Here is a 23,966-nt window from a genome sequence, read left to right as displayed (position 1 = left end):
TATAAACCAAATTGGGTGATTTGCGAAGCCCCCCTGAAAGGACTCATGACATTGGGATAACCACCGAACCTGACCTCCTTGCATTGGTGATCCTTCTCCCCTTCGTCGGCAGCGTCGTTGTCGGCCTGTCGCTACGTACGGACTCAAAGCTTTTTCCCGCTTCAGTTTCTGCATTTGTGGCCGCAACAGTGCTGATTGCCACTGCGGCTCTCTATCCTCACGTTACACAGGGGGGCGTGGTTCGCTTCGAGCTGGATTGGCTGCCTCAGTTGGGCGTCAATCTAACTCTGCGGATGGACGGCCTGGCCTGGCTGTTCACCATGCTGGTGGCCGGCATCGGCCTGCTGGTGGTACTGTATGCGCGGTACTACATGTCCACCAACGATCCTATCCCGCGCTTTTTCTCGTTCTTCCTGGCGTTTATGGGCTCAATGCTCGGGATCATCCTTTCCGGCAATGTCATCTTGCTCTCGATCTTTTGGGAACTGACAAGTCTGTCGTCGTTCCTGTTGATCAGCTACTGGCACCATAATTCGGCGGCCCGCGATGGGGCCAGGATGGCCCTCACGATCACTGCGGCAGGAGGCTTCAGCCTGCTGGTCGGATTGTTGATCCTCGGCTCCATCGTCGGTAGCTACGACCTCGACGCAATCCTGGCAGCGAGCGACAAGATCAAGGCGCATCCGCTTTACCTAACAAGTCTGGTCTTGATCCTTATCGGTGCCCTCACCAAGAGCGCCCAGTTTCCCTTCCACTTCTGGCTTCCAGCGGCCATGGCTGCGCCGACGCCGGTCTCGGCCTACCTCCATTCCGCGACGATGGTGAAAGCCGGGGTCTTTCTCCTGGTGCGCCTTTCACCTGCCCTGTCGGGCACCTACGAGTGGTTCATGCTGGTTGGGCTTGCCGGGATCTCAACCATGGTTCTGGGTGCCTATTTCGCGATGTTTCAGCGGGATCTGAAGGGCCTGCTGGCCTATTCCACCATCAGCCACCTTGGTCTCATCACCACGCTCTTGAGCTTGGGGAGCCCCTTGGCGACCGTCGCGGCAATTTTTCACATGGTGAACCATGCGACGTTCAAAGCTTCCTTGTTCATGGCCGCAGGTATCATCGACCATGAAACGGGCACGCGTGACATGCGCCGGCTGAGTGGCCTTCTAAGGTTTCTACCGATCACCGGACGACTCGCCATGGTGGCCAGTGCGGCCATGGCCGGCGTACCGCTTCTGAATGGCTTTTTGTCGAAGGAGATGTTCTTCGCTGAGGCGGTGGAAATGCATGCCTACTCCTGGCTGGATACCGCCCTCCCCTACATGGCTGTCCTCGCGAGTGCCTTCAGCGTCACCTATTCCTTGCGCTTCATCCACTCTGTTTTCTTCGGACCGCCACCTGTGGACCTGCCAAAGGCCGCGCCACATGAACCACCGCGTTGGATGCGCTTCCCTATTGAGTTCCTCGTCCTTGCGTGCCTGGTGATAGGCATCGTGCCCAACCTGACGATCGGTCCGTTCCTGCGGGTGGCGGCGTTGAGCGTTCTGGGCCAGTCGATGCCCGACTACAGCCTGTCTGTCTGGCATGGGTTCAACACACCGCTGCTGATGAGCCTTCTGGCGCTGGTGCTTGGGTGCGCCATCTACTTTGTGTTTCGCCAAACCTTCATCAGATACCAGGATGGCCCCCCTATATTCAGGCATCTGCGTGGCCAGCGCTTATTCGAACGTTTCCTTGTAACCGTTTCCTGGCGCTGGGCGCGGTATCTGGAGTCTCGGTTTGGCACCAGGAATCTCCAGCCTCAGCTGCGATGGGTTGTTTTCTTGGGTTTCTGCGCAGCACTCGGACCCTTGTACGCATCTGGGTTTCAACCCCGAATGGTGGCTCCCTCTGGTGTAGATATTCCTTTTTCAGGGATGTGGATACTTGGATCCTGCCTGGCCGTCGGCACTGCCTATCTCGCCAAATACCATCGACTGGCTGCGCTGGTGATGCTGGGCGGCGTGGGACTAATCGTATGTGCAACCTTCCTATGGCTATCTGCGCCGGATCTGGCTCTTACCCAGTTGTTGGTTGAGGTGGTGACAACCGTGCTCATTCTGCTCGGACTGCGCTGGCTGCCGAAGCGGACGGAGGAACTCAAGGACGATTTGACATTTCGCGCGAGGTTTCGGCGGTTCCGGGATTTTGTCTTGGCAGGAGCATGCGGCGTCGGCATGGCTTTTGTGGCCTACGCTGTCATGACGATGACGGTGCCCGATGCCATTGCCGCGTACTTCGTGCAAAACGCCTATACGCTGGGCGGCGGCCGCAACATCGTCAATGTCATCCTCGTCGACTTTCGCGGTTTCGACACGCTGGGAGAAATCACGGTTCTCGGTATCGTGGCGATAACGGTCTATGCGTTGCTGCGTCGTTTTCGTCCAGCCCCTGACAGCATAGAACCGCCTCAACAGCAGACCGTGCAGAGCGTGTTCGATCAACAGCAGCCAGATCGTTCGGTGGGCGACACAGCGCGAGACTATCTGCGCGTACCGTCAGTGATTATGCAGTGGCTGTTTCCCGTGGTGGTCACCTTCGCCATCTATATCTTCATCCGCGGTCATGACCTTCCTGGCGGGGGCTTCTCAGCGGGGCTCACCATGTCCCTAGCGTTTTTGCTCCAGTATCTCGCTGGTGGGACAAAGTGGGCGGAGGAGCGTGTGCGTATACTTCCTCTCCGCTGGATGGGATCCGGCTTGATTGTCGCAGCGCTCACGGGAATTGGCGCATGGCTTCTCGGATATCCCTTCCTGACATCGCACTCCCGCTATCTGGACTTGCCACTGATCGGCAAGGTGCCAGCGGCGACCGCAATGCTCTTTGACTTGGGTGTTTTTCTTCTGGTGGTCGGATCCACTGTGCTGATCTTGATCGCTCTCGCCCACCAGTCCATCCGGATCAGGCGGCAGCGGCCGCTCGATCCGACACACGAGGCAGATGGCTAATGGAACTGGTCTTGTCCATCGCGATCGGAATTATGACGGGATGCGGCGTCTGGCTGCTTCTTCGCCCGAGAACCTACCAGGTCATCATCGGCCTTTCATTGCTTTCCTACGCGGTAAACCTCTTCATATTTGGGGTCGGCGGCGTGAAATCGGACGAGCCGCCGCTGCTGGTCGATGGCACCTGGAACTTCAGCATCAGTGACCCGGTTCCGCAGGCGCTGGTTCTCACAGCCATTGTGATAGGGTTTGCGACGACTGCTTTGTTCCTAGTGGTCCTTCTGGCCGCCCGCGGGATGACCGGTAGTGACCATGTTGACGGCAGGAACGATTCAAGATGATCGCCTGGTCGCAACACCTCATCATCCTGCCGATCCTTCTTCCGCTCCTCACGGGCGCAGCTTTGTTGTTCATTGCGGAGCGACAGCGCGTCGTCAAAGCAATGGTCAGCCTGGCGAGCACAATCGCTCTTGCAACCCTTTCGCTGCTGCTGCTCGGGATCTCTGCGAACGAGGGGAACTTTGACGGGGTCTACCTCGTGGGCAACTGGGCGGCCCCGTTCGGTATCGTTCTTGTCCTCGACAGGCTATCGGCTCTGATGGTCGCTTTAGCGGCAGTGCTGTCGGTTCCGGTCCTGGCGTTCACTCTTGCACGCTGGCATTCAGCTGGTGCCCATTTCCACAGCCTCTATCAGTTCCTTCTCATGGGGTTGAACGGCGCCTTCCTGACCGGCGATCTGTTCAATCTGTTTGTCTTTTTCGAAGTCATGCTCGCGGCTTCGTACGGGCTGCTGTTGCATGGCTCCGGCCCGCTTCGCGTCAAGGCTGGCCTCCATTACATCGCAGTAAACCTGGCAGCCGCGCTGCTTTTTCTGATTGGCGTGAGCCTGATTTATGGCACGGCAGGGACGCTGAATATGGCAGACCTTGCAGACCGGATTCCAACGATCGAACCAGACCGCCGCATGCTGATGGAGGCTGGTGTCGCCGTTCTCGGCGTCGCATTTCTGGTCAAGGCCGGCATGTGGCCTCTCTGCTTCTGGTTGCCGAGTGCCTACAGCGTCGCCGTCGCTCCCGTGGCTGCTATTTTCACTTTGATGAGCAAGGTCGGGATCTACATTATACTGAGACTGACGATGCTGCTGTTTTCCGACGGTCCGTCCGTTAGCTTCGGCTTGAACGTCCTGCTCTACGGCGGAATGGCTACAATCGCGTTCGGCACCATCGGGGTTTTGGCTTCGCAGGCTCTTGCTCGGATTGGATCATATTCCGTGCTGGTTTCTACCGGCACATTGCTCGCTGTCATTGGATTGAATGATGCCGCGGCCACCTCCGGCGCTTTGCTCTACCTGGTCAGCTCGACACTGGCGCTGGCTGCTTTCTTTCTGCTCGTGGAACTGGTCGAACGATGTCAGGTCGCCGGTGCTACTGTTCTGGCAGTGACCATGGAGGCTTACGGAGATGCAGATGAGGACGCTGAAGAGGAACTAGAGGGCGTCACCATGCCCGCGACCTTGGCCATGCTCGGCGTCTGCTTCGCCGCCTCCACATTGCTGCTGTCGGGCCTGCCCCCGCTTTCAGGTTTTGTAGCCAAATTCGCTATGTTGTCGGCAATGATCGGGACGGGTTCCATCGGCGTTCCACCGACAGGCGCTACTCTGGCTGTGGCGGCCCTTGTCATTCTGGGCGGCTTGGCAACCCTTGTTGCGCTGACGCGAGCCGGCATCAGGACGTTCTGGAGCGCGATTGAGATCACGGTTCCACGCGTACTTGTGGTCGAGGTGGTTCCAGTGATGGTGATCCTGGTATTGCTTGCCGGCCTCAGCGTCTACGCAGGACCGGCTCTCAACTACATGGAGGCTACGGTCCGCGCTGCAGGCAAACCGCAAACCTATATTGATAACGTGATCAACAAGGAGCCCTTGGCGTCGCAGGCGCATGGCGCTCTTGAGGAGGGTGGAGGCTAGTGTTTCCCTATCCAGTTCTCACCGCTTCTCTGCTAATCATGTGGCTGCTGCTCAGTGGGTGGAGCCTGGGACAGTTCCTGCTCGGAGGAACTGTGGCTGTTTTCGCGTCATGGACGATGGCCTCTCTGAGGCCGGACAAGCCGAAACTACGCAAGTGGTACCTGCTGCCGAAACTTTTCGGCATAGTGATGTTGGACGTCGTCAGGTCCAATCTCGCCGTCAGTTGGATCATCTTGAGGGGACGTGCCAGCGGCCATCGATCGGCCTTTATCAATCTGCCCCTAGAGATCGATGATCCAACGGCTCTTGCGCTTCTGGCCATCATCCTGACGAGCACCCCAGGCTCCGCCTGGCTTGAATACGACTCCCGTCAACGCTCTGTCCTTATTCATGTTCTCGACATGGTCGATGAGGATGAGTGGCGCCATCTCATCAAAGACCGCTACGAAAAGCTGCTGCTGGAGATCTTCTCATGAGCGCCATTATCATTTTCACGGCCGTCAGCCTCGCTCAAATCATGCTGATGATCGCAATGGCTATTGCGTCGGGACGGATGTTTTACGGACCGCGGGCGCAGGACCGGATCATTGGGCTTGACGCCCTCTACGTCAACGCAATGCTGCTTTTGGTTACTTTCGGGATTGGGACAGGCCGGACGGTGTACTTTGAAGCCTCGCTCATAATCGGGCTGCTAGGCTTCGTCGCGACCGTCTCGCTTGCCAAGTTCCTTATGCGGGGTGAGGTCATCGAATGATTTATTCCGCCACCGATATTCCCGTGTGGGCCGCACTTGTGATCGCATTCTTCCTGCTTGGCGGGGCGGCGCTGGTATTGATTGGGGCCGTCGGCTTTCTACGTTTGCCAGATTTCTACGAACGGCTGCACCCGCCCACTCTGTCCACCAGTTGGGGCACGGGCGGGATCATGATTGCCTCAATCCTCTTTTTCAGCATCAGCGGAGGACGACTCGTCGCGCATGAAATCCTGGTCGGCATTTTCATCACCATGACAACACCTGTGACGTTCATGCTTCTGGCGCGCGCCGCATTGCACCGTGACCGGTACGAGAAGAACCCGAAAGTACCCAGCAAGCAACTGGCTGACGCTGACGCTGACGGACCCGAGAGCTAAAGACATCGGCCATCGTGTGCATGGTCAGCTGACGCCGCGCTATTTCGACCGGAGGGCCATACCTGCCATAAGAAATCCAGTACCAATAAGGATGTAGAACGGTGATCCATTCTTATACACCAGGTAACTTCCCCAAATCGCGATAACAATCCCGACAAACACAATTGCCAGGGTTAGGATCTGGCGTGTGACAATCAATGTTCGCAGCTGGTTCCATATCATGCTTAAATCCTAACTCTTTTGAAGCGGATGTCCACCTTCTGGGGAACTTGCAGATCAGAAGTACGGAGCACTACGACCTCAAGGAAACGCTCAAGAGGAATTAGGATGACGAGACTGTCGCAGAAGCAACTGAAAATCGGAATCGCGCTTACTGCGTGTATGGGCCTGTTTTTCCTAATCCGGCTGACGCAGGCGATCACATCGGGTAAAGTCATCGCGGGACCGAGTGTTTTAGCGACGGTGCCCGCAGAGATTTTCTTTCCAGCGACAACGGAGTTTGTGCGGCTTACTGGCTGCATAATCCTCCTGCTTGTCCTGCTGATGCGGCTGCGCCAGCACCGGCAATAGGTTGGCCCGGAGAATGCCTCCGAAGCATCGCGGTGGGACACGATCGGAGTCGATCGGAGACAGTCCTCGTGCTTTACACGCAAGGCTTCCTCTGGCCCGCAGCAGCAAAGCTGGTCTTAGTGAATTCGCATCGTGTTGACCGTGATTTCCTGCAGGCCTCTGGGGTGGGCCAGCTCCGCCGAACAATAGCGATCGCGGAGATACAGGCCAACTTGACAGAGCTGACAGCGCCCGCCACGGCGAACAGATTTTAGAGTGGGCGGCAAAGCTGCCTGAGGGTCCCCCCTTGGCCGCGAAAGACCCATCTCATTTATGCAGCATGCGGCGGTCGATCAGACGCTTTCCGTCTGAAGAGGGCGTGGCTAGTTTAATGCGCGCCGGCAGAGGCCTCTACGTTAACTCGGTCAGAGCCGGTTTGGGCCGTGCCATGAACCAAAGCCTGCTTGGATCCGTGGCAGTACAGACCGGCGAAGACCATCGTTGCGATTGCGGCTGCTTCTCTAACAGGCTCGGTGACGGCAGGATGTCTTGAGGTAGTTGCTGGCGCTGGCTAGATATTCCAGTTCCAAGGGTACCGCTGATATCGGCCATTGCCTATGTAGGAACAAGATGAACAGGAGCAGTCAATGAAACGGATCATGGTAGCCACAGACTTTTCAGAGCGCTCCGACCGCGCCATCCGGCGCGCTACTTTACTTGCCAGACAGAATGCCGCAGCGGTGACACTTCTAACCGCTGTGGATGACGATCTTCCTAAGCGGATAGTCGATGAAGACAAACGGCAGGCCGAAATGCTTTTGCGGGAAATGAGCGCGACGCTGCAAAGGGTGGACGGCGTCGAGTGCGATACCACCGTCATTCTCGCTGAAGCTTCTCAGGCTATTATTCGGGGTGCATACGAACTCGCCCCAGACCTAGTCGTCATAGGACCCCACCGGCGCCAGTTGTTTCGCGATGTCTTTATTGGAACCACCGCTGAACGCACCGTTCGAAAGGCGCCGTGCCCAATCCTCATGGTGAACGCGACACCTGCTGCATCATACCGGCATATAATGATGACCACCGACCTCAGCGAAGTTTCTCAAGACGCAATCGTGTCATTGGTCGGGCTGAACCTGGCAGGATCGGCGAACCAGTCAATCCTGCATGTTTATGACGCGCCCATTCTGCGGCTAGCGCTGTCAAATGAGCTGCCAGAGGATGAACAACATGAATATGCCCAAGCCCAGAAGGCAAGCGCCTACACCTCGCTTAGACAGTTTATTGCTTCTATCCCCGCCTCCTATTTCGCGCCAGTTGTACGCCCGGAAGCAAACAAGACCAGCCATGAAATCCTTGCGTGCGCAGCAGAGACCAATGCAGATCTAATTGTTCTGGCGACACATCAAAAGCCCGGCCTCGAAAGGATGCTGCTCGGCAGCGTTGCCGAACAGGTTTTACGTGACTCGCCTGTCGACGTTCTGGTGATCCCCCCAGTCGGTCGCGATTAATATCGACCGACCTCAGTTGAAGAAACCGTTTTACGGAGGTACTCAGGTTTCGTCGGCGTGAGTTCAGCTCGAACTGAAGGGCAGCTCATGGGTCACTTCCCTTCAGCCGTAGAATTCTCTTTGCCATCGGGACAGGAGCTTCCGACCACGACTCTGTCTCTGGGTTAACCTAGCGACTATTCCGCAAACGCCGGTACCTTGGTAGCGTCCATTGCCAGTGCAGCGCCGCTAGACGCACCCATAAGGTTGTCGTAAGTCCGCAGAACGAGGCGGTGGTTGGATCGACGTCCATGTTGACAAGTCCGACGTAACCAGTCGCCCCCAGCAAAGCTGCGGTCACATAGATTTCCTTCCGGAGAACGACAGGGCTTTCTCCCCCCAGAACGTCGCGGATGATCCCGCCAAAGGTTGCGGTGATCACACCCATGGCCACCGCAGCGACCGGTTCTGCGGCCGCGAGAAGAGCCGTCTCAGCTCCAACGACCGCAAAGATTGCCAGCCCAATCGCAACAAGACGCAGGACCAGCGCATGCCTTGATTGCGGGATATGAGCCAAGAAAAACGTTGCGCTCAACACTACGCAGGATGAAATTTCTATTTATTGCGCGCATCATCACCAAGCTTAGATTGAATCCAACCTAGTGAGCACGCACCATATAGCGACGTAAGGCCGCACTTATGGCTTGCGGCTTGAAAACACCTTCTAATATAGCTATGTTTCTCTTATGTTAAACTTTATTCAGAAAAATAACTGGTTCGCTTTTATTGCGCCGCCCCTGAACCGCTCCTAGCCCCGAGCGGCTCGAACGCACGCGTTCGCCGCCTCGGGGATCTCAACACGACAGTCATGGACACGCGATGGCGCTTCCCTCGGGAACGCACCAGACGCAGTGCACGCCGCCGGCGCATCCTTGCGCGCGCGGCTCAATCATCATCGTGAATGGAGCGACAATCATGTCCGAATTCAAACAATCAGGAACCCGTCCCACATCAAGCCCGCGATCCGGTTTTCGCGCGAGACTAGCGGGTGTCTTCTCCCGAGCGGTAGAGCGCTGGCACCGCAACAGGGCGGCCGCTGCGCTTCACCGCCTCGACGACAGACTGCTGGAAGACATCGGCATTACTCGCAACGACATTCCCCGCGTCGTCGCAGGCCTCTTCCCTTCGAACATCGAGACCTCAACAGAGGGTTCCCGGATCTCGGCCGATGCCGCCAGGCTCCTGGGGGCCGCACGCTACCAGTGAAGGAGACCAAGATGGATATTGTGGCCAGGACGGTCGTGGCCGTTGGCCTCCTCAGCATGATGATCATCGCTTTTCTGTTGATCTGATCAAAGTGCCGACCCGGCTGGGCAAGGCAGACGCCATCATGAGCATCGGACGTTCATGCAGATTTCGAGGCTTGCCTGGAAAGGCCGAATCCTTTCCCGGAGCAGGCACCCGCCCGTTACCCGGATGTGAACGCCGCTCCGGGACTGTCTGAACAATGTGTTTTATCCCGCAGTGCCCGCGCGCCGCGTCAATGGAGGTGACATGAGAAAATCCCGGTCGAGGCGCGTTTGCCTTTCCTGCAGTCGTCCGTGGGCTCGAATAGGGTCCCGTTGCCCGTGGGGCATCGATTGCATCATCGTGCCGGCGGCGCTGCTCGGTCAGCCCGCCTTGCGTGGCCGCAACATGACGCCGAGGCAATCATGAGACTCAGCGAACTCCTCGGAGTGGACGGTTTCTTGCTGGGTTTACCGTTCGGAGACAAGCGTTCCGCCCTCAAAGCGATTACAGCTAATCTCGCCGTTAGAAGGGGACAGAGCGAAGGAGCGATTCTAAACGCGCTCCTTCGCCGTGAGCGCCTTGGGTCGACGGCGACGGGTGACGGTGTTGCGGTGCCCCACGCACTACTAGAAGGTATATCGGAGCCGGCAGCCGTCCTCGCAACACTGCAGCACTCCATCTCGTTCGACGCGCCCGACGGCAGGAACGTGGATCTGCTCCTCGGCCTCCTATGGCCTTGCGACAGCAGGGAAGGATTCTTTTTCGCGCTCGCGCAATCCATCCGGCTGCTTCACCAGTCTAGCTGTCGGGAATGCCTTTACAACGCGACGTCGTCGGCCGAAGCCCATGCCGGGATCGAAGCCCTTGAGAAGATGAGTGGCGGTTCCCTTCACTACGTCCCTTCCATGGGGCGGAAGGCATGAGGCGATAGAGCCTCCGCGCAGGACGCTGGAATCCGGACGGGAGGGCGGATACGCGTCCGCGTTCGAGAGATCACTGCACTCGGTCGTTTGCGACGATTCCCCCTTCGCCCTCCATGCGAGCAATCCTTTTGGCTTCCGATCCCGTGAACTTGCGCCGCACGCCGATGCCGCCGCCATTCTCCTCGATGAACACCGCGCCGAGTTCTTCCAGGACAGACTGGAGCACCGCGATCGTCTTCTCGTTAGGCTTGTCGAGCTTGTGCTCGAAGTCGCGGATGACGGCTTCATCGATGCCAGAGCGGAGGCTCAGCTTGCCGCGGGTTATTTCGACGAGGGCCCTGGCCGCTCGGCATTGCGAGCCAATCATTCTTTCCTCCTTCAATTCTCGCTGGCGGGCAAGGCTTCTCCTGCAGCCGTCCGGATGCAAGAGCGGCACGGCCGGGTTGCGGCGGGCACCATTGTTACTGACGGAGTTACTCGATTGCACCATCAGTAACCGCACTGGCTTCGAAGTTGACTGGTTGTTATGGTGCTGCCGTCTGCCATGGCAGCGTCTCCTGTCTCGGTGGCACAAGAGAAAGCGCCGCGAAGCCCGCATCGGCCAACCAATCCGGGCTGTGCAAGTACTGGAGGCGGAAAACAATTCCGCATTTGGGAAGCCTTCGGCGAACTCGCCGCAAGCATCCGCAAAAGCCTGACGCAACCCCTCATGTCAGCATCGCCCGCCGCTCCGCCATTACCGGACGGTAGTTGGAAAACAGAATGAAACCGCCACCGAGGAAGACCCAGAGGTCTATGGCCTCGGCGTAGGCGTAGTACCCTACGACCGCCGCCATCGGTACGCGAAGGAAGTCGATAGGCATTACAACGGATGCATCGAAGCGTTTCAGCGCATCGACAGCGACTTCGGCCGCACGGATCAGTGCGATCCTCGTTATGAAGGCACCGGGGCCGTCGAGCAAGGGCAGGACGCCGCTCAAGTCGTCCTGCTGCTCCGAACGGAAAGCGAAAGCCTTCCCAAGGTCGTTGACTCGCTTGCCCTCACCACCTGGTTGGCGCTTCGCGCCTCGAGCGACGGTGGCTTGAAATGACCAGCACCGCAATCGTCGAGGCTATCGACAGAGCCAGGACCTTGAACACCTGGATCAAAATCTTCTGCGCCGCGTGCTGCAACGCTCCCAGCTCTTGCAGATCTCATAGTCTTGGCCGTCGCGAAGGCGATTAGGGCACGTCATCTGGAGCAACGACCCCGCCCTCCCCTTCAAGAACTGCTATCCTTCTGGTGGAGGACCTGTCGAACTTGAGGCGCACACCTGCACCCTCACCGGCCCGGTTCTCGTAGAGGAACGTTGCTCCTGTATCCTCAAGCGCTCTCTGTAGCCGCGCGATGATCTCGTCGTTCGGTTTTCCCAGCCCGTTCTCGAAAGCCTCTATCACGGAAACCTCCGTGCCGGCGAGCTTGGCCAGGACGTCCGGGGATATTTCGACCATGGCTCGCGCGGCGCGACATTGAGCTGCAGAAATCATGGACATTTATGTTCAACCCTTCCTCAGTGGACAAACAAGCATAGCCGAGTGCTGCTTCCCTTGCGGCCTTGCGGACATCTGCTCACGATACTTGCTGCAATTCGGGTGGGCAAGTCTCTTCCGCTCAGGCATACGGAGGACGACCAAACCGGGCGCAATCGATGCAGCGCGCAGGGGATAGAACCGGCAAGATGGAGGCGCAACCGCTTGTTCAGAGTTGTAATTTGATCACCGAAAAATACTCACCTTTGATCTACCCTCAGAGGCACTACCCTCACTGGGGTTTGAGACGCTGAGGGGCTATCAAGTTTGGTTGAGCTTGACGCCGGCCGTGAAGACAGTCCGTTCGTAACTGGATCCAGAAACGATCCGAATTGCGAAAACGCTGATTCAGCTGTCGAACAATGCGTCATCGATGTTGAAGAAAGGGTGGCCCAAGACAGATGCCAAAATTTGGCGGTGCTTGCGTCGACCAGAACGTCGGCGGACTTACAGGATTCGATCGTTTTGCAACCTGCGCAGCGACGACCATAGGCACCTCACATCATGGCCAACCGGCGCTCCATCATCACTGCTTGGTAGTTGGAAAACACGATTATCCAGCCGCCCAGGAATACCCACAGATCGACCGTTTCGGCATAGGCGTAGTGGCCGACGATCGCGGCCATCGGCACGCGCAGGAAGTCCATCGGCATGACGACGGAGGCGTCGAGGCGTTTGAGTGTCTGTGCCCGGCAGTAATGGCGGCGAGCGCGCCGAGGCCGGCGAGCAGCATCCAGGGAGCGCACTGATCTTAGCGCTGCATATTCATGGGGGGCGGCGGAGTGTGCTGCTCTGGCGGTGAGATCGGAACGCATGGCGCCGGTCCTGTTAGTTCCGCCCGAAAATATGGAGGCTTGAAAGGGCACTGGCTAATCTCTCGGCTGCTTCATATCACTCCGAGTGCATCCATAGCCTGAGCAACGTGAACGAAGCCCGCGATGTTCGCCCCGAGCACATAATCACCGGGTGCGCCGTATTCCTCGGCTGTCCCGGCGCACGTGTCGTGAATGTTGCGCATAATGTTTGCAAGCCGGGCCTCAGTTGCCTCAAAGGTCCAACTGTCGCGGGAGGCATTCTGCTGCATTTCGAGAGCAGAAGTCGCCACACCTCCGGCATTGGCAGCCTTGCCTGGCGCAAAGAGGACGGCCGCCTCCTGGAAGAGGCGGATCGCGTCAGGCGTGGAGGGCATGTTTGCACCTTCGCCGACAGCAATCACGCCGTTCTCAACGAGCGTCTTGGCATCCTTCCCTGTCAGCTCGTTCTGGGTAGCCGATGGCATAGCAACGTCACATGCGACATCCCAAATCGATCCTGCGTCCGCATTGACAAAATAGACACCCTTGCCCTCCCCCTTGGCGCGGAGGTAATCGGAAATACGGGCGCGACGAACTTCTTTGATCTCCTTGAGGAGCTTCAGGTCGATACCATTCTCGTCCACTACGTACCCGGAACTGTCGGAGACGGCCAAAACTTTTCCGCCAAACGACTGCACCTTTTCAATAGTATACACTGCGACATTGCCTGAGCCTGAAACGACGACCCGCTTGCCGTCGAAGCTCTGCCCCTTTGTCGCCAGCATGGACTGAACGAAATAGGTGTTGCCGTAGCCCGTCGCTTCCGTTCGGGCGCGTGAGCCGCCGTAGAATAGCGCCTTGCCTGTCAGGACGCCCGCCTCATATCGATTGGTCAGCCGCTTGTACTGGCCAAACATGTATCCGATTTCACGCCCGCCCACGCCGATGTCGCCGGCCGGGACGTCCGTATATTCCCCAATATGACGATGAAGTTCCGTCATAAAGGACTGGCAGAAGCGCATGATTTCACCATCTGAGCGGCCCCGCGGATTGAAGTCGGAGCCACCCTTACCGCCGCCGATCGGCAGACCGGTCAACGCATTCTTGAAGGTCTGCTCGAAGCCGAGAAATTTGATGATACCGACATTGACGGACGGATGAAACCGGATGCCGCCCTTATATGGGCCAAGCGCCGAGTTGAACTGCACCCGGAAGCCGCGGTTGATCTGGACCTGCCCCTGGTCGTCGACCCATGGGACCCGGAAAATGATCTGCCGTTCCGGCTCGCAGATACGTTCGATGAGAGCGTTCTCAAGGTAGCGAGGATGCTTGGCAATGACCCGCCCCAGGCTCTCCAGAACCTCTCGCACCGCTTGGTGAAATTCGTGCTCTCCCGCATTTCGCCTCAGGACCTCCTGAAGGATCGGCTCGAGCTTTTCATCTACGTTGACCATTACTTGCACCACCTCTTTGCCGCCAGCTGATCCCAATGCTAACCACGACGACCATCAGATCCGGCCTTCTTGGTACCTTCAGGAAGAATCGATCAGCTCATCTTCCTGCCTCATACAGTGCATCTGCCGCTAGCGAAATCACAAAGCGGACCGATCGTTAGGAATGATTACCGGCTTGTTGTTCGGTGACGGCTCCGACCATCTGCCTTTGCTTGTCGCCCGGATTGGCGCCTTGACACGGAACCCGTGGTTTGCCTGGCACCCGGTTCTAGTCGCTGGTGACGGGATCTTCTGGCTGGAGCTAATGCTGTTGTTTGCAGTTCCGTCAGGTCCGTTGGCCCAACCGCGGCCGATCGTCGGAGGAAACACGATTTCGCTTTAGTCGGAGTTAATTCAGGGGTGCTAATCGACGACCCCGTCGTGGCAACGGGCGTCGACGTCTCTCTCGCCATCGTCGCCACGTCGTTTACCCGCTGCCTTCATCCCCGAGGAGGTGCGGCGGCGTTGACTGCCGTTATCGGCGATTCGACTGTCGCCAATTGGGGCCTTCTGTTTCCGTTGGTTCCAGTGGCCCCAAAGTCCTGCATCTTCATTGTGTTGTGCGTCCTCTCCACAAGCTTTCTCGTCACAACTATCCGCATGTTGCCGCGCCCGTCGTCAATGTTCATCAAACCAAGGACGTGCCTTCGGCTCAACGGCCCGGGTTCGGCGAAACGGATATAGATGCCGCCTTGAACAAGATGAACGAGGCATTCGACATCGACAGGTGCAACTCGAGGCCATGTCCAGATCGAACGACCACATCCGGTGTGAAGACATTATTCGAGTGACACTACTTCCGTCAGAATAGATCGCACCGCTGATCACGCCCTCTGGCAGCTGCTAAACCACAACATCCGAACATTCTGGAGGTCGTCGGGACGACCTATCTGCAAAAGTCAGAACAGTTTAACCAAGCTGACGTCCACCCTGATCATGGGGCTGTGCTACGGAGGCGCTTCTTACCTGCTGTCTCACGCGCTAAAGACCATGCCTGTCAGCACTGCGCCACTCCGGCTTTCGAAGATGGTGCTGCCCATGTTTGCCGACGTCGCTGCTGCGACGTCTACTTTCGCGCCGGGTCATCGTCCTCAATTCTAGGGAGGAACCAGGCAAGAAGCCCTGCGAGCGGCAGGAACGAGCAGATGCGATAGACGGTTTCAATATCATAGCTATCCGCCAACCCTCCCAGGATGGCCGCAGCAATTCCACCGAGCCCGAAATTTAACCCATAGAAAAGGCCGCCAATCAGGCCCACACGGTTTGGCAACAGGTCCATCGCATAGATCAAGATCGAGGCGAAGGCGCTGGCCATGATCAGGTTGATGAGAACCGTGAGAATTCCCGTCCAGAAAAGATCTGCATAGGGCAAGAGCAGGGTCAGTGGCAGCGGGCCCAGGACCGATATCCAAATGATCCGGTAGCGACCGATCCTGTCACCCAAGACGCCCCCGATCAGCACCCCGGCTGCTGCGGCAATGAGAAAGATAAACAACATCATCTGGGACTCTGGAATCGACAGATGGAAGCGGTCCATCAGGTAGAAGGTGTAGAAGGACCGAAAGCTCTCACTGTAGGCGTTCTTGGAAAACATAAGAAGCGTAAGGACCAACAGGCCAAGCCCGATGGTGGTTGGAGCCAACGGGCGAGCGCCACGAGCTCCGGCAGCGGATGATGCCCTCAAAGCAGCAAATTGTTGACTAATTACGTTATGCTGCGCCCCAATCCAAATCATCAACGACATCGCGGCAAGGGCTGCCACAGTGAACCAGGCAAGGCTTGATTGCCCAAATGGCACAATGATAATTGCAGCAAACACAGGTCCAAGTGCGCCGCCTGCTTGCCCTCCCACTTGGAAAACACCTTGTGCCAGCCCCTGCCGTCCGCCCGATGCGTAGCGTGCCATTCGGGTCGCCTCAGGATGAAAGATCGACGATCCGATCCCGATCAGCGCAACGGAAACAAGTATCAGCGCGTAACTTGAGGCGAAGGCAAGACTGAGCAAGCCTGAGAGCGTGAAAACCATCCCCAAGACCGGCGAATAAGGGGACGGAGTTCGGTCCGTGTAAAAGCCGACAACCGGCTGCAGGAGAGAGCCGGCGATTTGAAATGTGAGCGTGATCAGACCAATTTGCACGAAGTCGAGGGCGTAAGCGTCTTTGATGATGGGATAAACGGCCGGGATCAGCGACTGGATCAGATCGTTTAAGAAATGTGTTGAGCCAAGAGCGAGAAGAACAGCCATGTGGGTCTTTGGTCTACTGGCTATCAAAGACATTATTAAACCATTTCAACGACGAGGGAATTTGATGGGTCATCATAGTTATACTCGCTCTGTCAAGCAGTCCATCCTCTGACGCAACGACCGAAGGAACAGGCTGCGATGGTGTAGCTTACTTGCTTCGCCGTCCTCGAACACCTAAAGCACCTCAACACATGGAACACCGGCATTCATGGACTTCCCAGAGCAATAAAGCCCGCCCCTCCATCCGATTCGAATGAATGCCGCTCAACTGAAGTCGCTCTAAGCGTTATCGTCAGCTCTCCTGAGCTTGCCATCTTGCAATGGAGCCCATCTCCCACGCATCGAGGAGAAGTGCATCATGAACAAGAACTTTATCACCGCGTCAACTCTCACTCTTGTCTGCTTTATAGCAACTGGCTGCGTCAGCGATGGTGGTTCGTACGTCGCCCGCAATTCGGGGCCGCGCTTTGATCGTGTTGACAGGAACGATCCAGGCGACAGGAGCCGGACCGCGATGCCCGTCGTGACCGAGATGACGGCCGTGAACACTCGGCGGGGACGACAGGCGCGGTGGTGATGGTGGGACGGACGTCGCGATGGTAATGATAGCCGAAATCGGGACAACGAGCGGGATCACGGCGCCGGCTCCCGCAACGACCGCGACCTCGATGGCCGCTGGTTGATGCGCGACGGGCAACGGGTCTGGGAGCGCGGCTAGGAGCGGCGCCTTTACTGCGGGGCCTCAGTCCGAAACCTATTGGCAAGCGGCGTCTGGCCCGGTTGAGGCAATTCCTCGACCTCTCGCGCATCTCTGCACGGCTCATGATGCTTCTCCTGATGTGACGGACTCGACTCATGCCTTGCCCCGTGTTTCTCTTGTCGCACCGACAACGGGGGCAAGCGAATGCCGGCTAGGATAGGAAAGGTTGAATTCGCGCAGGCGGATTCCGCTGATGCTCTGATTTCTCCGGAGGGAGATTTATTGGTCCTGGAATTCAACATAGGGGCAGAAGAGCCACTAAGGTTCGGACTACCTTTCGCAGCGGCCAAAGAGCTTTTTGCGAAGATGAGTTATCTCACCAGTGAACCGCGCCGGGTTTGCCGGAGGCTCCAACTTCTGAGAAAGTGGAGCCAACATTGCGCTATTGGACGCCTGGCGACGACCCTCCTCGGGCGACGAAACTGCGACGGGACCAGATCGAACAGCAGAACGATTGAGACGGTTCATCTGCTCATCGCGGCGCCGGGCCACTTACTCGCGATCTGCGACTGTCGGGGCCTAGTTGGCGATGCGTGCATAGCCATCTCTCGAGAGGCCCACCTGCTTTAGTCGACAAGTCCACAGAGAGCTTGCCCGGCCCCTCCCCTGTCGGTTATTTTGCATTCTGCCAGCATACTTATGATGGTGAATACTATTTCGCCAGATGAAGAGGGTTACTCCAGGCGCGGCTGCCGTTTTCCTCGGCAATGACGAGACGCGCCCATCCGCCCGCGAACTTCTCCAACGGCAGACGGGCATGGGTGATGTCCTGCCCCATGATGACTTTCGAGCTTGCGGCATGGCCGACCAGCCAGACGCTACTCACCGGGGAGGTCTCGACATTGAGGAAATCTCCATCGATCTCCACGTGCAGGAATTCTGGTCCTTGCGATGCGTAGTAAGCGCCCGCCTTCAGCCCTTCCAGAATGGCTTCAGGCGTATTGGCCTCGGCCCTCACCATGACCCATCCGCGGCACACCTCGCCCTGATAACGATGAGCATCGTCGGTGGCAATGACGCCGGTGTGGCGCCCGCTGTTCAGAAGCTGGTCTATCAGGTAACCGCCATCGCCGCGGCTGGTTTCCCAATCGCAGATCGAATTATACACCTCGACCGCATGCACTTGCGGCAGTTCGAGCGCATCTTCGAGCGTGAGACCATACCAAGCCGGATGTGCTAAGGAGACGAACGCGCCGACATCAAGCGCTCGCTGAGTGAGTTGCGCGGCCGTCTCATTGAGCTGGGGCGCAAAATCGAGTGGCAGACCGTTGGCTATCACATGCCAGATCTCACCGTTGCCAATGCCAGGCGCGTGAAGCTCGGAACCAATGAGCGTCGTGAACTCCTTGGTGCGGTAGGCAGAGGTATCGACGACAGGATAGCCGTATTGCTCCATAAAATGGTCCGTGAGGCTGATGAAATCGTAGCCTGACTGTTCGTAAAAGGCGCAAACTCGTTCGGGTGTCGGATCGCCGTCGGAGAGCGACGAATGGCAATGTAGGTTGCCGCGCAGGAGACGTCCGGAGGACTGGAAGGCAGTAAGCATGCGTTGCTCTCTTTGGATCAAGCGGGTTCAAGTTGCTGAGATTTGGCCGGCAGTTCTATGCCGGATGTTTGAGCCGTCAGAGCGCAAAGACGCCCGTCGCGGTAAACGCTGAATTTGCGGGGATGTACGGAGGCATACATGCCCGCCACCCAACCTTGGGCAGGCTCCGTCATAGCTTTAAGCCTTAAGCCCTGAAGGGTCCGAAGTTCCACAGACAGGTGTGTCCCAAAGTCCGTCACCCGATGGACGACTGCGCCATCCTCGCCGATTGCCTTTTGAAGGCTTATGTCCTCGGGACGGATTGCCAGCGTGGCAAGGCCTTCATCCAGCGAGACAGGCAAGCTAATACCACTCGCCGCCAGAGTCCCTTGACGAACTTCGCCAGCAAGCAGATTCATCTGACCGATAAAGCCCGCGACAAATTCCGTCTTAGGCTGCCGGTATATGGTATCTGGGCGGCCTATCTGCTCCAGCCGACCATCGCGCATGATCGCTATGCGATCGGCGAGAGCAAGCGCTTCGTCTTGACCATGGGTGACAAATACCATTGTGATGCCCGCGCGGTGTTGAATGTCGCGCACCTCTTCGCGTAGACGTTCGCGCAGGTGTTGGTCGAGGCTTGCGAAGGGTTCATCCAAGAGAAGGATCTTCGGCTCCAGAACCAGCGAGCGCGCCAGGGCGACGCGCTGCTGCTGCCCGCCGGACAATTCATTAGGCCGGCGCTTGCCGTAGCCCGCGAGTCCTACCATTTCTAGGGCCGCTTCCGCCCGACGCTGGATCTCGTGGCGCGCCTGCCGTCTGAGTTTGAGACCGAAGGCGACGTTGCCGAAAACATCCATATGCGTCCAAAGCGCGTGGCTCTGAAACACCATTCCGGTGGGGCGGCGTTCGGGTGGAATCTCGGTGACGTCCTGACCGTCGATAAAAATGGAACCGGCGCTTGGTCGTTCAAAGCCTCCCATCATCCTCAAAAGCGTGGATTTTCCTGAGCCGGAAGGGCCAAGCAAGCAGACAAGCTCACCGTCGGCGACCGTCAAGGACACGTCATCGACTGCTCGCGTGGAGCCAAACGCCCGGCTGAGGTTTCTGATTTCAAGCTTTGCCACGGGAATTGCTCCTTCTTTACGCGCCCAGCGCCCGGCCCAAAGCCTGGGCACCAAGAAAACGGCGAACTGCGATCAGCAGCGCAACGGATGGGACCCACATGATGAGGGACAAAATGGCGCCGTACTGGACGACCAACTCGGAGTTGATGAAGCGGATCATCAGCAGCGGTACAGTGCGCACTTCCGGTGCTCCGATGAGCCAAGAGACTTCCGTTTCATAAAATGTGTTGACGAAAGTCAGGAGGACTGCCGCCGATATCGCCGGCATCACCTGCGGCAAAGTGATTGACCAAAAGACGCGCAGAGGAGACGCACCGACATCCCTTGCAGCATCCTCCTGCCGACCGTCCACATTCTGGAATGCCGACACGGGAATCCAGACCATGAACATGAGCGTAGAGACGAGCTGGATCAGCACGACGCCCCAGAAGTTGCCGATCAGGCCCAGCCCAATGAAAATGGCTGCGATGGTGATGTATAGGCCGAATTTTGGAAACGCATAGACGGTCAGAAACGACATGAAGAAGAGGTTGCGGCCGGGGAAGTTCATCCTGGCGAATGCGTAGGAAGCGGGCAAACAGATCACTGCTGAAAGGGCCGTCACGATAGCCGCGAGCGAAAGCGAAGTGCTCATCGCGTCCCAGACATCGTTGCGTGCAAGTACGTCGCGCCAAAAACGAAATCCGAACTTCTGCGGTATCACAGCGGGATAGCGCCATACTTCGGTAAATGCCCAAATGGCGACATTTACCAGCGGCAGCAGGATGACGATCGATAGCAGAGCGGCGATCACGAACCCACTCCAATCCGGCTTCCAAGGCGGGCGGGACATCGTGTTCATGACGCACGCTCTCGACGGGTGCGCGCTATCGAGTGCACGTAAAACATGGCAAAGGCAGCGCAGATAACGAACGTCACAACCGCCTGGGTCCGCGCTTGCAACGGGTCGTCGACGTCGATGATCGTGCGACGCATGAACGGCCCCATCATCTCCGGCACGGCAGGTCCGAGCAAATATGGAAGCGTAAAGGCGGAAAATAGCCCGAGGATGACAAACGATGCTGCCACAAGCAGGGTGCTGCTGATCCTTGGCAGGATGATGTGCCACAACACGGTCAGAGAGCCGGCACCCGCATCTCGTGCGGCCTCGATCGAGGCGCGCGAAACATTCCCAAGGCCAGCAAGAATGATCAGCAGCGTCAAGGGGAGGTTGTCCCAGACGAGGCCGATGATCGGCCCCCAGGGGGTCAGGTACGGTGAAGGTATCTTGGGCAACCCGACAGCTGACAGGATTGTATCGACCGTTCCATTCGGGCCCAGCGTACGAATCAAGGCATAGGCCAACAGAATGGATGGGACGAAGAGCGGGAACAGCGCTAGAGCCTGGACGTAGCTCGCCAGTCGTGTGTCGGCAAAACGAAGATAGAGCGCAATTGGCAAGCTGATCAACAGCAGCAGTACCGTGCAGATCACAGCGACCTGTACGGTAATCCATAGGCTGAGCAGACTGAATTCATCAGTAAAAAAGAAGCGGTATGCGTCGAGACTGAACGCAAGTCCCTCAGGGGTTTCCACGGTCAATGTGTCGATGACCGAAAGCCCAACCGGCCATATGATCAAGCCCACGATCAGCGTAACGGGAGCCGCGATCAGGAGGAGGCCCAAGAGCCCCCTCCCAAAGACGCCGGCTGATGCCGCATCTGTCTGGTGTTGCAACCTATCAGCGATTGACATGCGGCGCTACGCTACGGAACCAGCCGTCGCTGATGGCGGAAACCCACGGGCCGCCGGGGAAGGTCGGGATGGACGCCGGCTGCATTGCGGCATATTTCGCAGAAAGCTCCTTCGGCAGGTGCTCCCAGCCGATCGCCGGGAAAGCGCCGATCTCGGTCACCACCTTGGCCTGCACTTCCGCAGAAAGAACCACGTCTGCGAGCTTCATCGTCGCTTCCAGGTTTCCAGCGTTGGTCGGTACCGTCATGTCTGCAAAGCCGCCGGCGAAAGCGAGATCGCCGAGCTGCGTGAAACCGATCGTGTCCGGCAGGACGCCCTTGTTGACGGCATCGAGCGCCATATCGGACCAGACTGGCGCCATGGTTACAACGCCCTGTGCGAGAAGCTGGATCGACTGCATGTTATCTGCGGTGTATGACCCCGGACCGTAGGTGAAGGGTGCGATTTCTTTGAGGATATCAAAGCCTTTGGCCAGAAGAGCGTCGCTTTCGCCCTTGACGTAATTGTCAATGCGAAAGATCGACGGGTCACGGCCATTGGCCTCGTGAATGGCGCGGCGAACGAAATTGCCGCCTGAGCCACCGGTATCTGGACGATTGTAGACGAACTGACCTGGGTTGTTCTTCATCCATACGACGAGTTCTTCCCAGCTTTTGGGGGCATCCTTAGGGTCAAGCTTTGTCTTGTCGTAGGCGAGAACAACCTGGGTGCCGCGGTAGGGTAGGCCGTAGTTGGTTTCCAGCGTCACCGGGTTCAGCTTGGCGTAGTTTACGAGATTGGCCTTCTTAAAATCGACCCAGAGCCCCTTTTCGATCGCGCCTTTGGGCAGATTCGGATCGTTCTCATCGAAGAGATCGACCTGCGGATCCGTGTCGGTACCAAGTGCTGCCAAAGTACGCTCCACGATAGGCGCAATGGCGTTGCGGGCGCTGACCACGTTGAGTTCGTAAGCGGGATGAGCCTTCTCGTAGGCCGGCTTGATGACGTTGTTCCAGAAATTGATGATGTTGGAATCGCCGGTAATATAGACGTCGATGCGGTTGGCTTCGGCAAGGGCCGCGCCGGGTGCAGCCATAAACGCCGCGACCGCAAAAACAGAGCCAGTAAACTGTCTACGTTTCATCTTCTTCTCCAGATTCAGGGCATCAAGCAGCATGATGGCGCGTCGCACCCTGATGCCCGCTATCGCGATTGAGAATGTCTGTTTGGCCAACCCGCAGACCGAAGAACTGCTAGATGGACAGGATCAATGTCCTGCACCACCATTACCGAGGCATTATGTAGACCAGATGACGGCTGTAGGTACAGCTATAGAAATCGTGTTAAGTCCATCTGTGGTTCGGGAAAAGGCCGCCGAGACTGGAGCCCAGATGAAATCGCAGTGGGAGGCACTTTACGAAAGCCTCAGAGCAGATATCGAGCTAGGTACTCTGGCGCCTGGAGAAAGACTTCCGACAGAGCATCAACTGGCGTCGCGCGCAGGAGTCAGTCGTAATACCGTGAGGCGGGCCTATCTGGCGCTCTCGCAGGACGGTGCGATCCGGAGCATCAATGGACACGGTAGCTATGTCATGCGGACCGGCGTCACCTATGAAATAGAAGCCGGGTCTCGCTTCCGCGATGTTCTTGAGCAGCAGGGCGTCACAAGCGCATCGCGCCTTGTTGAAAGCTATGTAGCGCCCGCGGATGCCGAACTTGCCAACCGGCTTTTCATCAAGGTCGGGGAGCCGGTTCTTTCCCACACGGCGATTATTACAGGTGACGGCATACCGTTTATTCTAACGACGCGATATTTCCCCGCTGATCTGGTGGATGATTTTCAGCAGAAACTTCTTCAGACGGGATCGTTCACCGAAATCCTCAGAAAAGCAGCTTTGGGTGAGCTTCGTCGGAAATCTACGACAGTTGGCGCGCGGCTGGCGGATGAACGCGAGGCCGCATTGCTCGTATGCCCTAAGAACTCGCCAGTGCTGGACGTTGTCGCGAGTGGGGCGCTCACAGGCGGAAGGATCGTTGAATGGCAGCAAGCAGTTATGAACGGCCGTCTGATAAGACTTTCATTCCAGAGCGCGTGAATGGAGCAGGTCCATGCAGCTTAGCAAAGGCGCGAAGCCTAAAACCTGCCGACAAAAAACCGTCAGTCGCAGGCGGGCAGCAGAAGCGTATGACGGTTGCCAGCGCCCTTTGCATAATGCTGAAGATTATCTTTTTTTGACGAGCCCACTTCGGCTCTAGATCCGGAGATCGTGAAAGAGGCTCTCAGCCATTGTCTTGCATGCCAAAGACGAATCCGGAGTTCACCAGCCCGACCAACAGCCACGAATAGCAGAGGGACGGACAGCTATTAGAGCTGCAGCGTGCAACTGCTTGGGTAATCCCCCCGCCAATTAACGGG

General features: G+C 57.5%; 24 protein-coding genes. 12 read left to right on the top strand and 12 right to left on the bottom strand.

Annotation, left to right across the window (positions count from 1 at the left end; all coding sequences use genetic code 11):
* Window positions 1–56 precede the first annotated feature (56 nt).
* The 8 genes from EO99_RS0117185 (at window position 57) to EO99_RS0117140 (ending at window position 8,132) form a co-directional block, all read left to right on the top strand.
* Complete coding sequence (locus EO99_RS0117185) at window positions 57–2,978, top strand: monovalent cation/H+ antiporter subunit A (protein ID WP_029619845.1); 2,922 nt, start codon at window positions 57–59, stop codon at window positions 2,976–2,978.
* Complete coding sequence (locus EO99_RS0117180) at window positions 2,978–3,316, top strand: Na+/H+ antiporter subunit C (protein WP_029619844.1); 339 nt, start codon at window positions 2,978–2,980, stop codon at window positions 3,314–3,316. Before EO99_RS0117185 ends, EO99_RS0117180 begins: the two co-directional genes overlap by 1 nt.
* A complete protein-coding gene (locus tag EO99_RS0117175) occupies window positions 3,313–4,941 on the top strand; it encodes a monovalent cation/H+ antiporter subunit D (RefSeq protein ID WP_029619843.1) in 1,629 nt (542 codons plus the stop codon). The genes EO99_RS0117180 and EO99_RS0117175 overlap by 4 nt, the downstream gene beginning before the upstream one ends.
* Entirely contained in the window at window positions 4,941–5,417 is a 477-nt protein-coding gene (locus EO99_RS0117170; protein WP_029619842.1) for a Na+/H+ antiporter subunit E, read from the top strand. Before EO99_RS0117175 ends, EO99_RS0117170 begins: the two co-directional genes overlap by 1 nt.
* Entirely contained in the window at window positions 5,414–5,695 is a 282-nt protein-coding gene (locus EO99_RS0117165) for a K+/H+ antiporter subunit F (RefSeq protein ID WP_029619841.1), read from the top strand. The genes EO99_RS0117170 and EO99_RS0117165 overlap by 4 nt, the downstream gene beginning before the upstream one ends.
* A complete protein-coding gene (mnhG, locus tag EO99_RS0117160; protein WP_029619840.1) occupies window positions 5,692–6,072 on the top strand; it encodes a monovalent cation/H(+) antiporter subunit G in 381 nt (126 codons plus the stop codon). Before EO99_RS0117165 ends, mnhG begins: the two co-directional genes overlap by 4 nt.
* Before the next feature lie 327 nt (window positions 6,073–6,399).
* Window positions 6,400–6,642 carry a hypothetical protein gene (locus EO99_RS0117150; protein WP_029619838.1) on the top strand — a complete coding sequence of 81 codons (243 nt, stop codon included), beginning with the start codon at window positions 6,400–6,402 and terminating at the stop codon, window positions 6,640–6,642.
* Window positions 6,643–7,268: 626 nt separating this feature from the next.
* The gene (locus EO99_RS0117140; protein WP_029619836.1) at window positions 7,269–8,132 is read left to right on the top strand and encodes a universal stress protein; all 864 of its coding nucleotides are present in this window, start codon (window positions 7,269–7,271) and stop codon (window positions 8,130–8,132) included.
* Window positions 8,133–8,301: 169 nt separating this feature from the next.
* Here EO99_RS0117140 and EO99_RS0117135 read toward each other — a convergent pair whose 3' ends face one another.
* The gene (locus EO99_RS0117135; protein WP_051679925.1) at window positions 8,302–8,709 is read right to left on the bottom strand and encodes a trimeric intracellular cation channel family protein; all 408 of its coding nucleotides are present in this window, start codon (window positions 8,707–8,709) and stop codon (window positions 8,302–8,304) included.
* Between the two features lie 377 nt (window positions 8,710–9,086).
* Between EO99_RS0117135 and EO99_RS25855 the strand changes: the two genes are divergently transcribed.
* Both EO99_RS25855 and EO99_RS26375 read left to right on the top strand, forming a co-directional pair.
* A complete protein-coding gene (locus EO99_RS25855; RefSeq protein ID WP_029619834.1) occupies window positions 9,087–9,377 on the top strand; it encodes a DUF1127 domain-containing protein in 291 nt (96 codons plus the stop codon).
* A 446-nt stretch (window positions 9,378–9,823) separates the two neighbouring features.
* Window positions 9,824–10,324: a PTS sugar transporter subunit IIA gene (locus tag EO99_RS26375; RefSeq protein ID WP_051679924.1), complete on the top strand. Its 501-nt coding sequence runs from the start codon at window positions 9,824–9,826 to the stop codon at window positions 10,322–10,324.
* A gap of 70 nt (window positions 10,325–10,394) precedes the next feature.
* On the opposite strand, the gene EO99_RS0117115 is transcribed toward EO99_RS26375, so the two are convergent.
* The 5 genes from EO99_RS0117115 to gdhA form a co-directional block, all read right to left on the bottom strand.
* Complete coding sequence (locus EO99_RS0117115; RefSeq protein ID WP_029619832.1) at window positions 10,395–10,691, bottom strand: hypothetical protein; 297 nt, start codon at window positions 10,689–10,691, stop codon at window positions 10,395–10,397.
* A gap of 340 nt (window positions 10,692–11,031) precedes the next feature.
* Entirely contained in the window at window positions 11,032–11,304 is a 273-nt protein-coding gene (locus EO99_RS26775) for a hypothetical protein (RefSeq protein ID WP_210165088.1), read from the bottom strand.
* A 241-nt stretch (window positions 11,305–11,545) separates the two neighbouring features.
* Window positions 11,546–11,815 carry a helix-turn-helix domain-containing protein gene (locus EO99_RS0117105; protein WP_235776861.1) on the bottom strand — a complete coding sequence of 90 codons (270 nt, stop codon included), beginning with the start codon at window positions 11,813–11,815 and terminating at the stop codon, window positions 11,546–11,548.
* Window positions 11,816–12,390: 575 nt separating this feature from the next.
* Window positions 12,391–12,708 carry a hypothetical protein gene (locus EO99_RS26770; protein WP_235776860.1) on the bottom strand — a complete coding sequence of 106 codons (318 nt, stop codon included), beginning with the start codon at window positions 12,706–12,708 and terminating at the stop codon, window positions 12,391–12,393.
* A gap of 71 nt (window positions 12,709–12,779) precedes the next feature.
* Entirely contained in the window at window positions 12,780–14,141 is a 1,362-nt protein-coding gene (gdhA, locus tag EO99_RS0117095) for an NADP-specific glutamate dehydrogenase (RefSeq protein WP_029619829.1), read from the bottom strand.
* Window positions 14,142–14,540: 399 nt separating this feature from the next.
* On the opposite strand from gdhA, the gene EO99_RS28680 reads away from it, so the two are divergent.
* Window positions 14,541–14,864: an HPP family protein gene (locus EO99_RS28680; protein ID WP_051679922.1), complete on the top strand. Its 324-nt coding sequence runs from the start codon at window positions 14,541–14,543 to the stop codon at window positions 14,862–14,864.
* A gap of 382 nt (window positions 14,865–15,246) precedes the next feature.
* Here the strand turns inward: EO99_RS28680 and EO99_RS0117085 are convergent, their stop codons facing one another.
* From EO99_RS0117085 to EO99_RS0117050, 6 genes are all read right to left on the bottom strand, one after another.
* Window positions 15,247–16,425 (bottom strand): MFS transporter, encoded by a 1,179-nt coding sequence (locus EO99_RS0117085; protein ID WP_408002879.1) that lies wholly within the window; start codon window positions 16,423–16,425, stop codon window positions 15,247–15,249.
* Between the two features lie 1,412 nt (window positions 16,426–17,837).
* Window positions 17,838–18,731: a CehA/McbA family metallohydrolase gene (locus EO99_RS0117070; protein ID WP_029619825.1), complete on the bottom strand. Its 894-nt coding sequence runs from the start codon at window positions 18,729–18,731 to the stop codon at window positions 17,838–17,840.
* Between the two features lie 17 nt (window positions 18,732–18,748).
* The gene (locus EO99_RS0117065) at window positions 18,749–19,837 is read right to left on the bottom strand and encodes an ABC transporter ATP-binding protein (protein WP_051679921.1); all 1,089 of its coding nucleotides are present in this window, start codon (window positions 19,835–19,837) and stop codon (window positions 18,749–18,751) included.
* A 16-nt stretch (window positions 19,838–19,853) separates the two neighbouring features.
* The gene (locus tag EO99_RS0117060; RefSeq protein ID WP_029619823.1) at window positions 19,854–20,678 is read right to left on the bottom strand and encodes an ABC transporter permease; all 825 of its coding nucleotides are present in this window, start codon (window positions 20,676–20,678) and stop codon (window positions 19,854–19,856) included.
* Window positions 20,675–21,502, bottom strand: a complete 828-nt coding sequence (locus EO99_RS0117055) for an ABC transporter permease (RefSeq protein WP_408002878.1) — start codon at window positions 21,500–21,502, stop codon at window positions 20,675–20,677. Before EO99_RS0117055 ends, EO99_RS0117060 begins: the two co-directional genes overlap by 4 nt.
* A 55-nt stretch (window positions 21,503–21,557) precedes the next feature.
* Window positions 21,558–22,694 carry an extracellular solute-binding protein gene (locus EO99_RS0117050; RefSeq protein WP_029619821.1) on the bottom strand — a complete coding sequence of 379 codons (1,137 nt, stop codon included), beginning with the start codon at window positions 22,692–22,694 and terminating at the stop codon, window positions 21,558–21,560.
* 31 nt (window positions 22,695–22,725) lie between these two features.
* Here EO99_RS0117050 and phnF point away from each other — a divergent pair, with 31 nt between their 5' ends.
* Window positions 22,726–23,646 (top strand): phosphonate metabolism transcriptional regulator PhnF, encoded by a 921-nt coding sequence (phnF, locus tag EO99_RS0117045; protein ID WP_029619820.1) that lies wholly within the window; start codon window positions 22,726–22,728, stop codon window positions 23,644–23,646.
* The last annotated feature ends 320 nt before the right edge of the window (window positions 23,647–23,966 follow it).

The organism is Pseudorhizobium marinum (genome assembly GCF_000705355.1).
Classification (GTDB): domain Bacteria; phylum Pseudomonadota; class Alphaproteobacteria; order Rhizobiales; family Rhizobiaceae; genus Neorhizobium; species Neorhizobium pelagicum.
The sequence above is the reverse complement of the archived record's forward strand: the minus strand, read 5'-3'. Positions and strand labels throughout refer to the sequence as shown.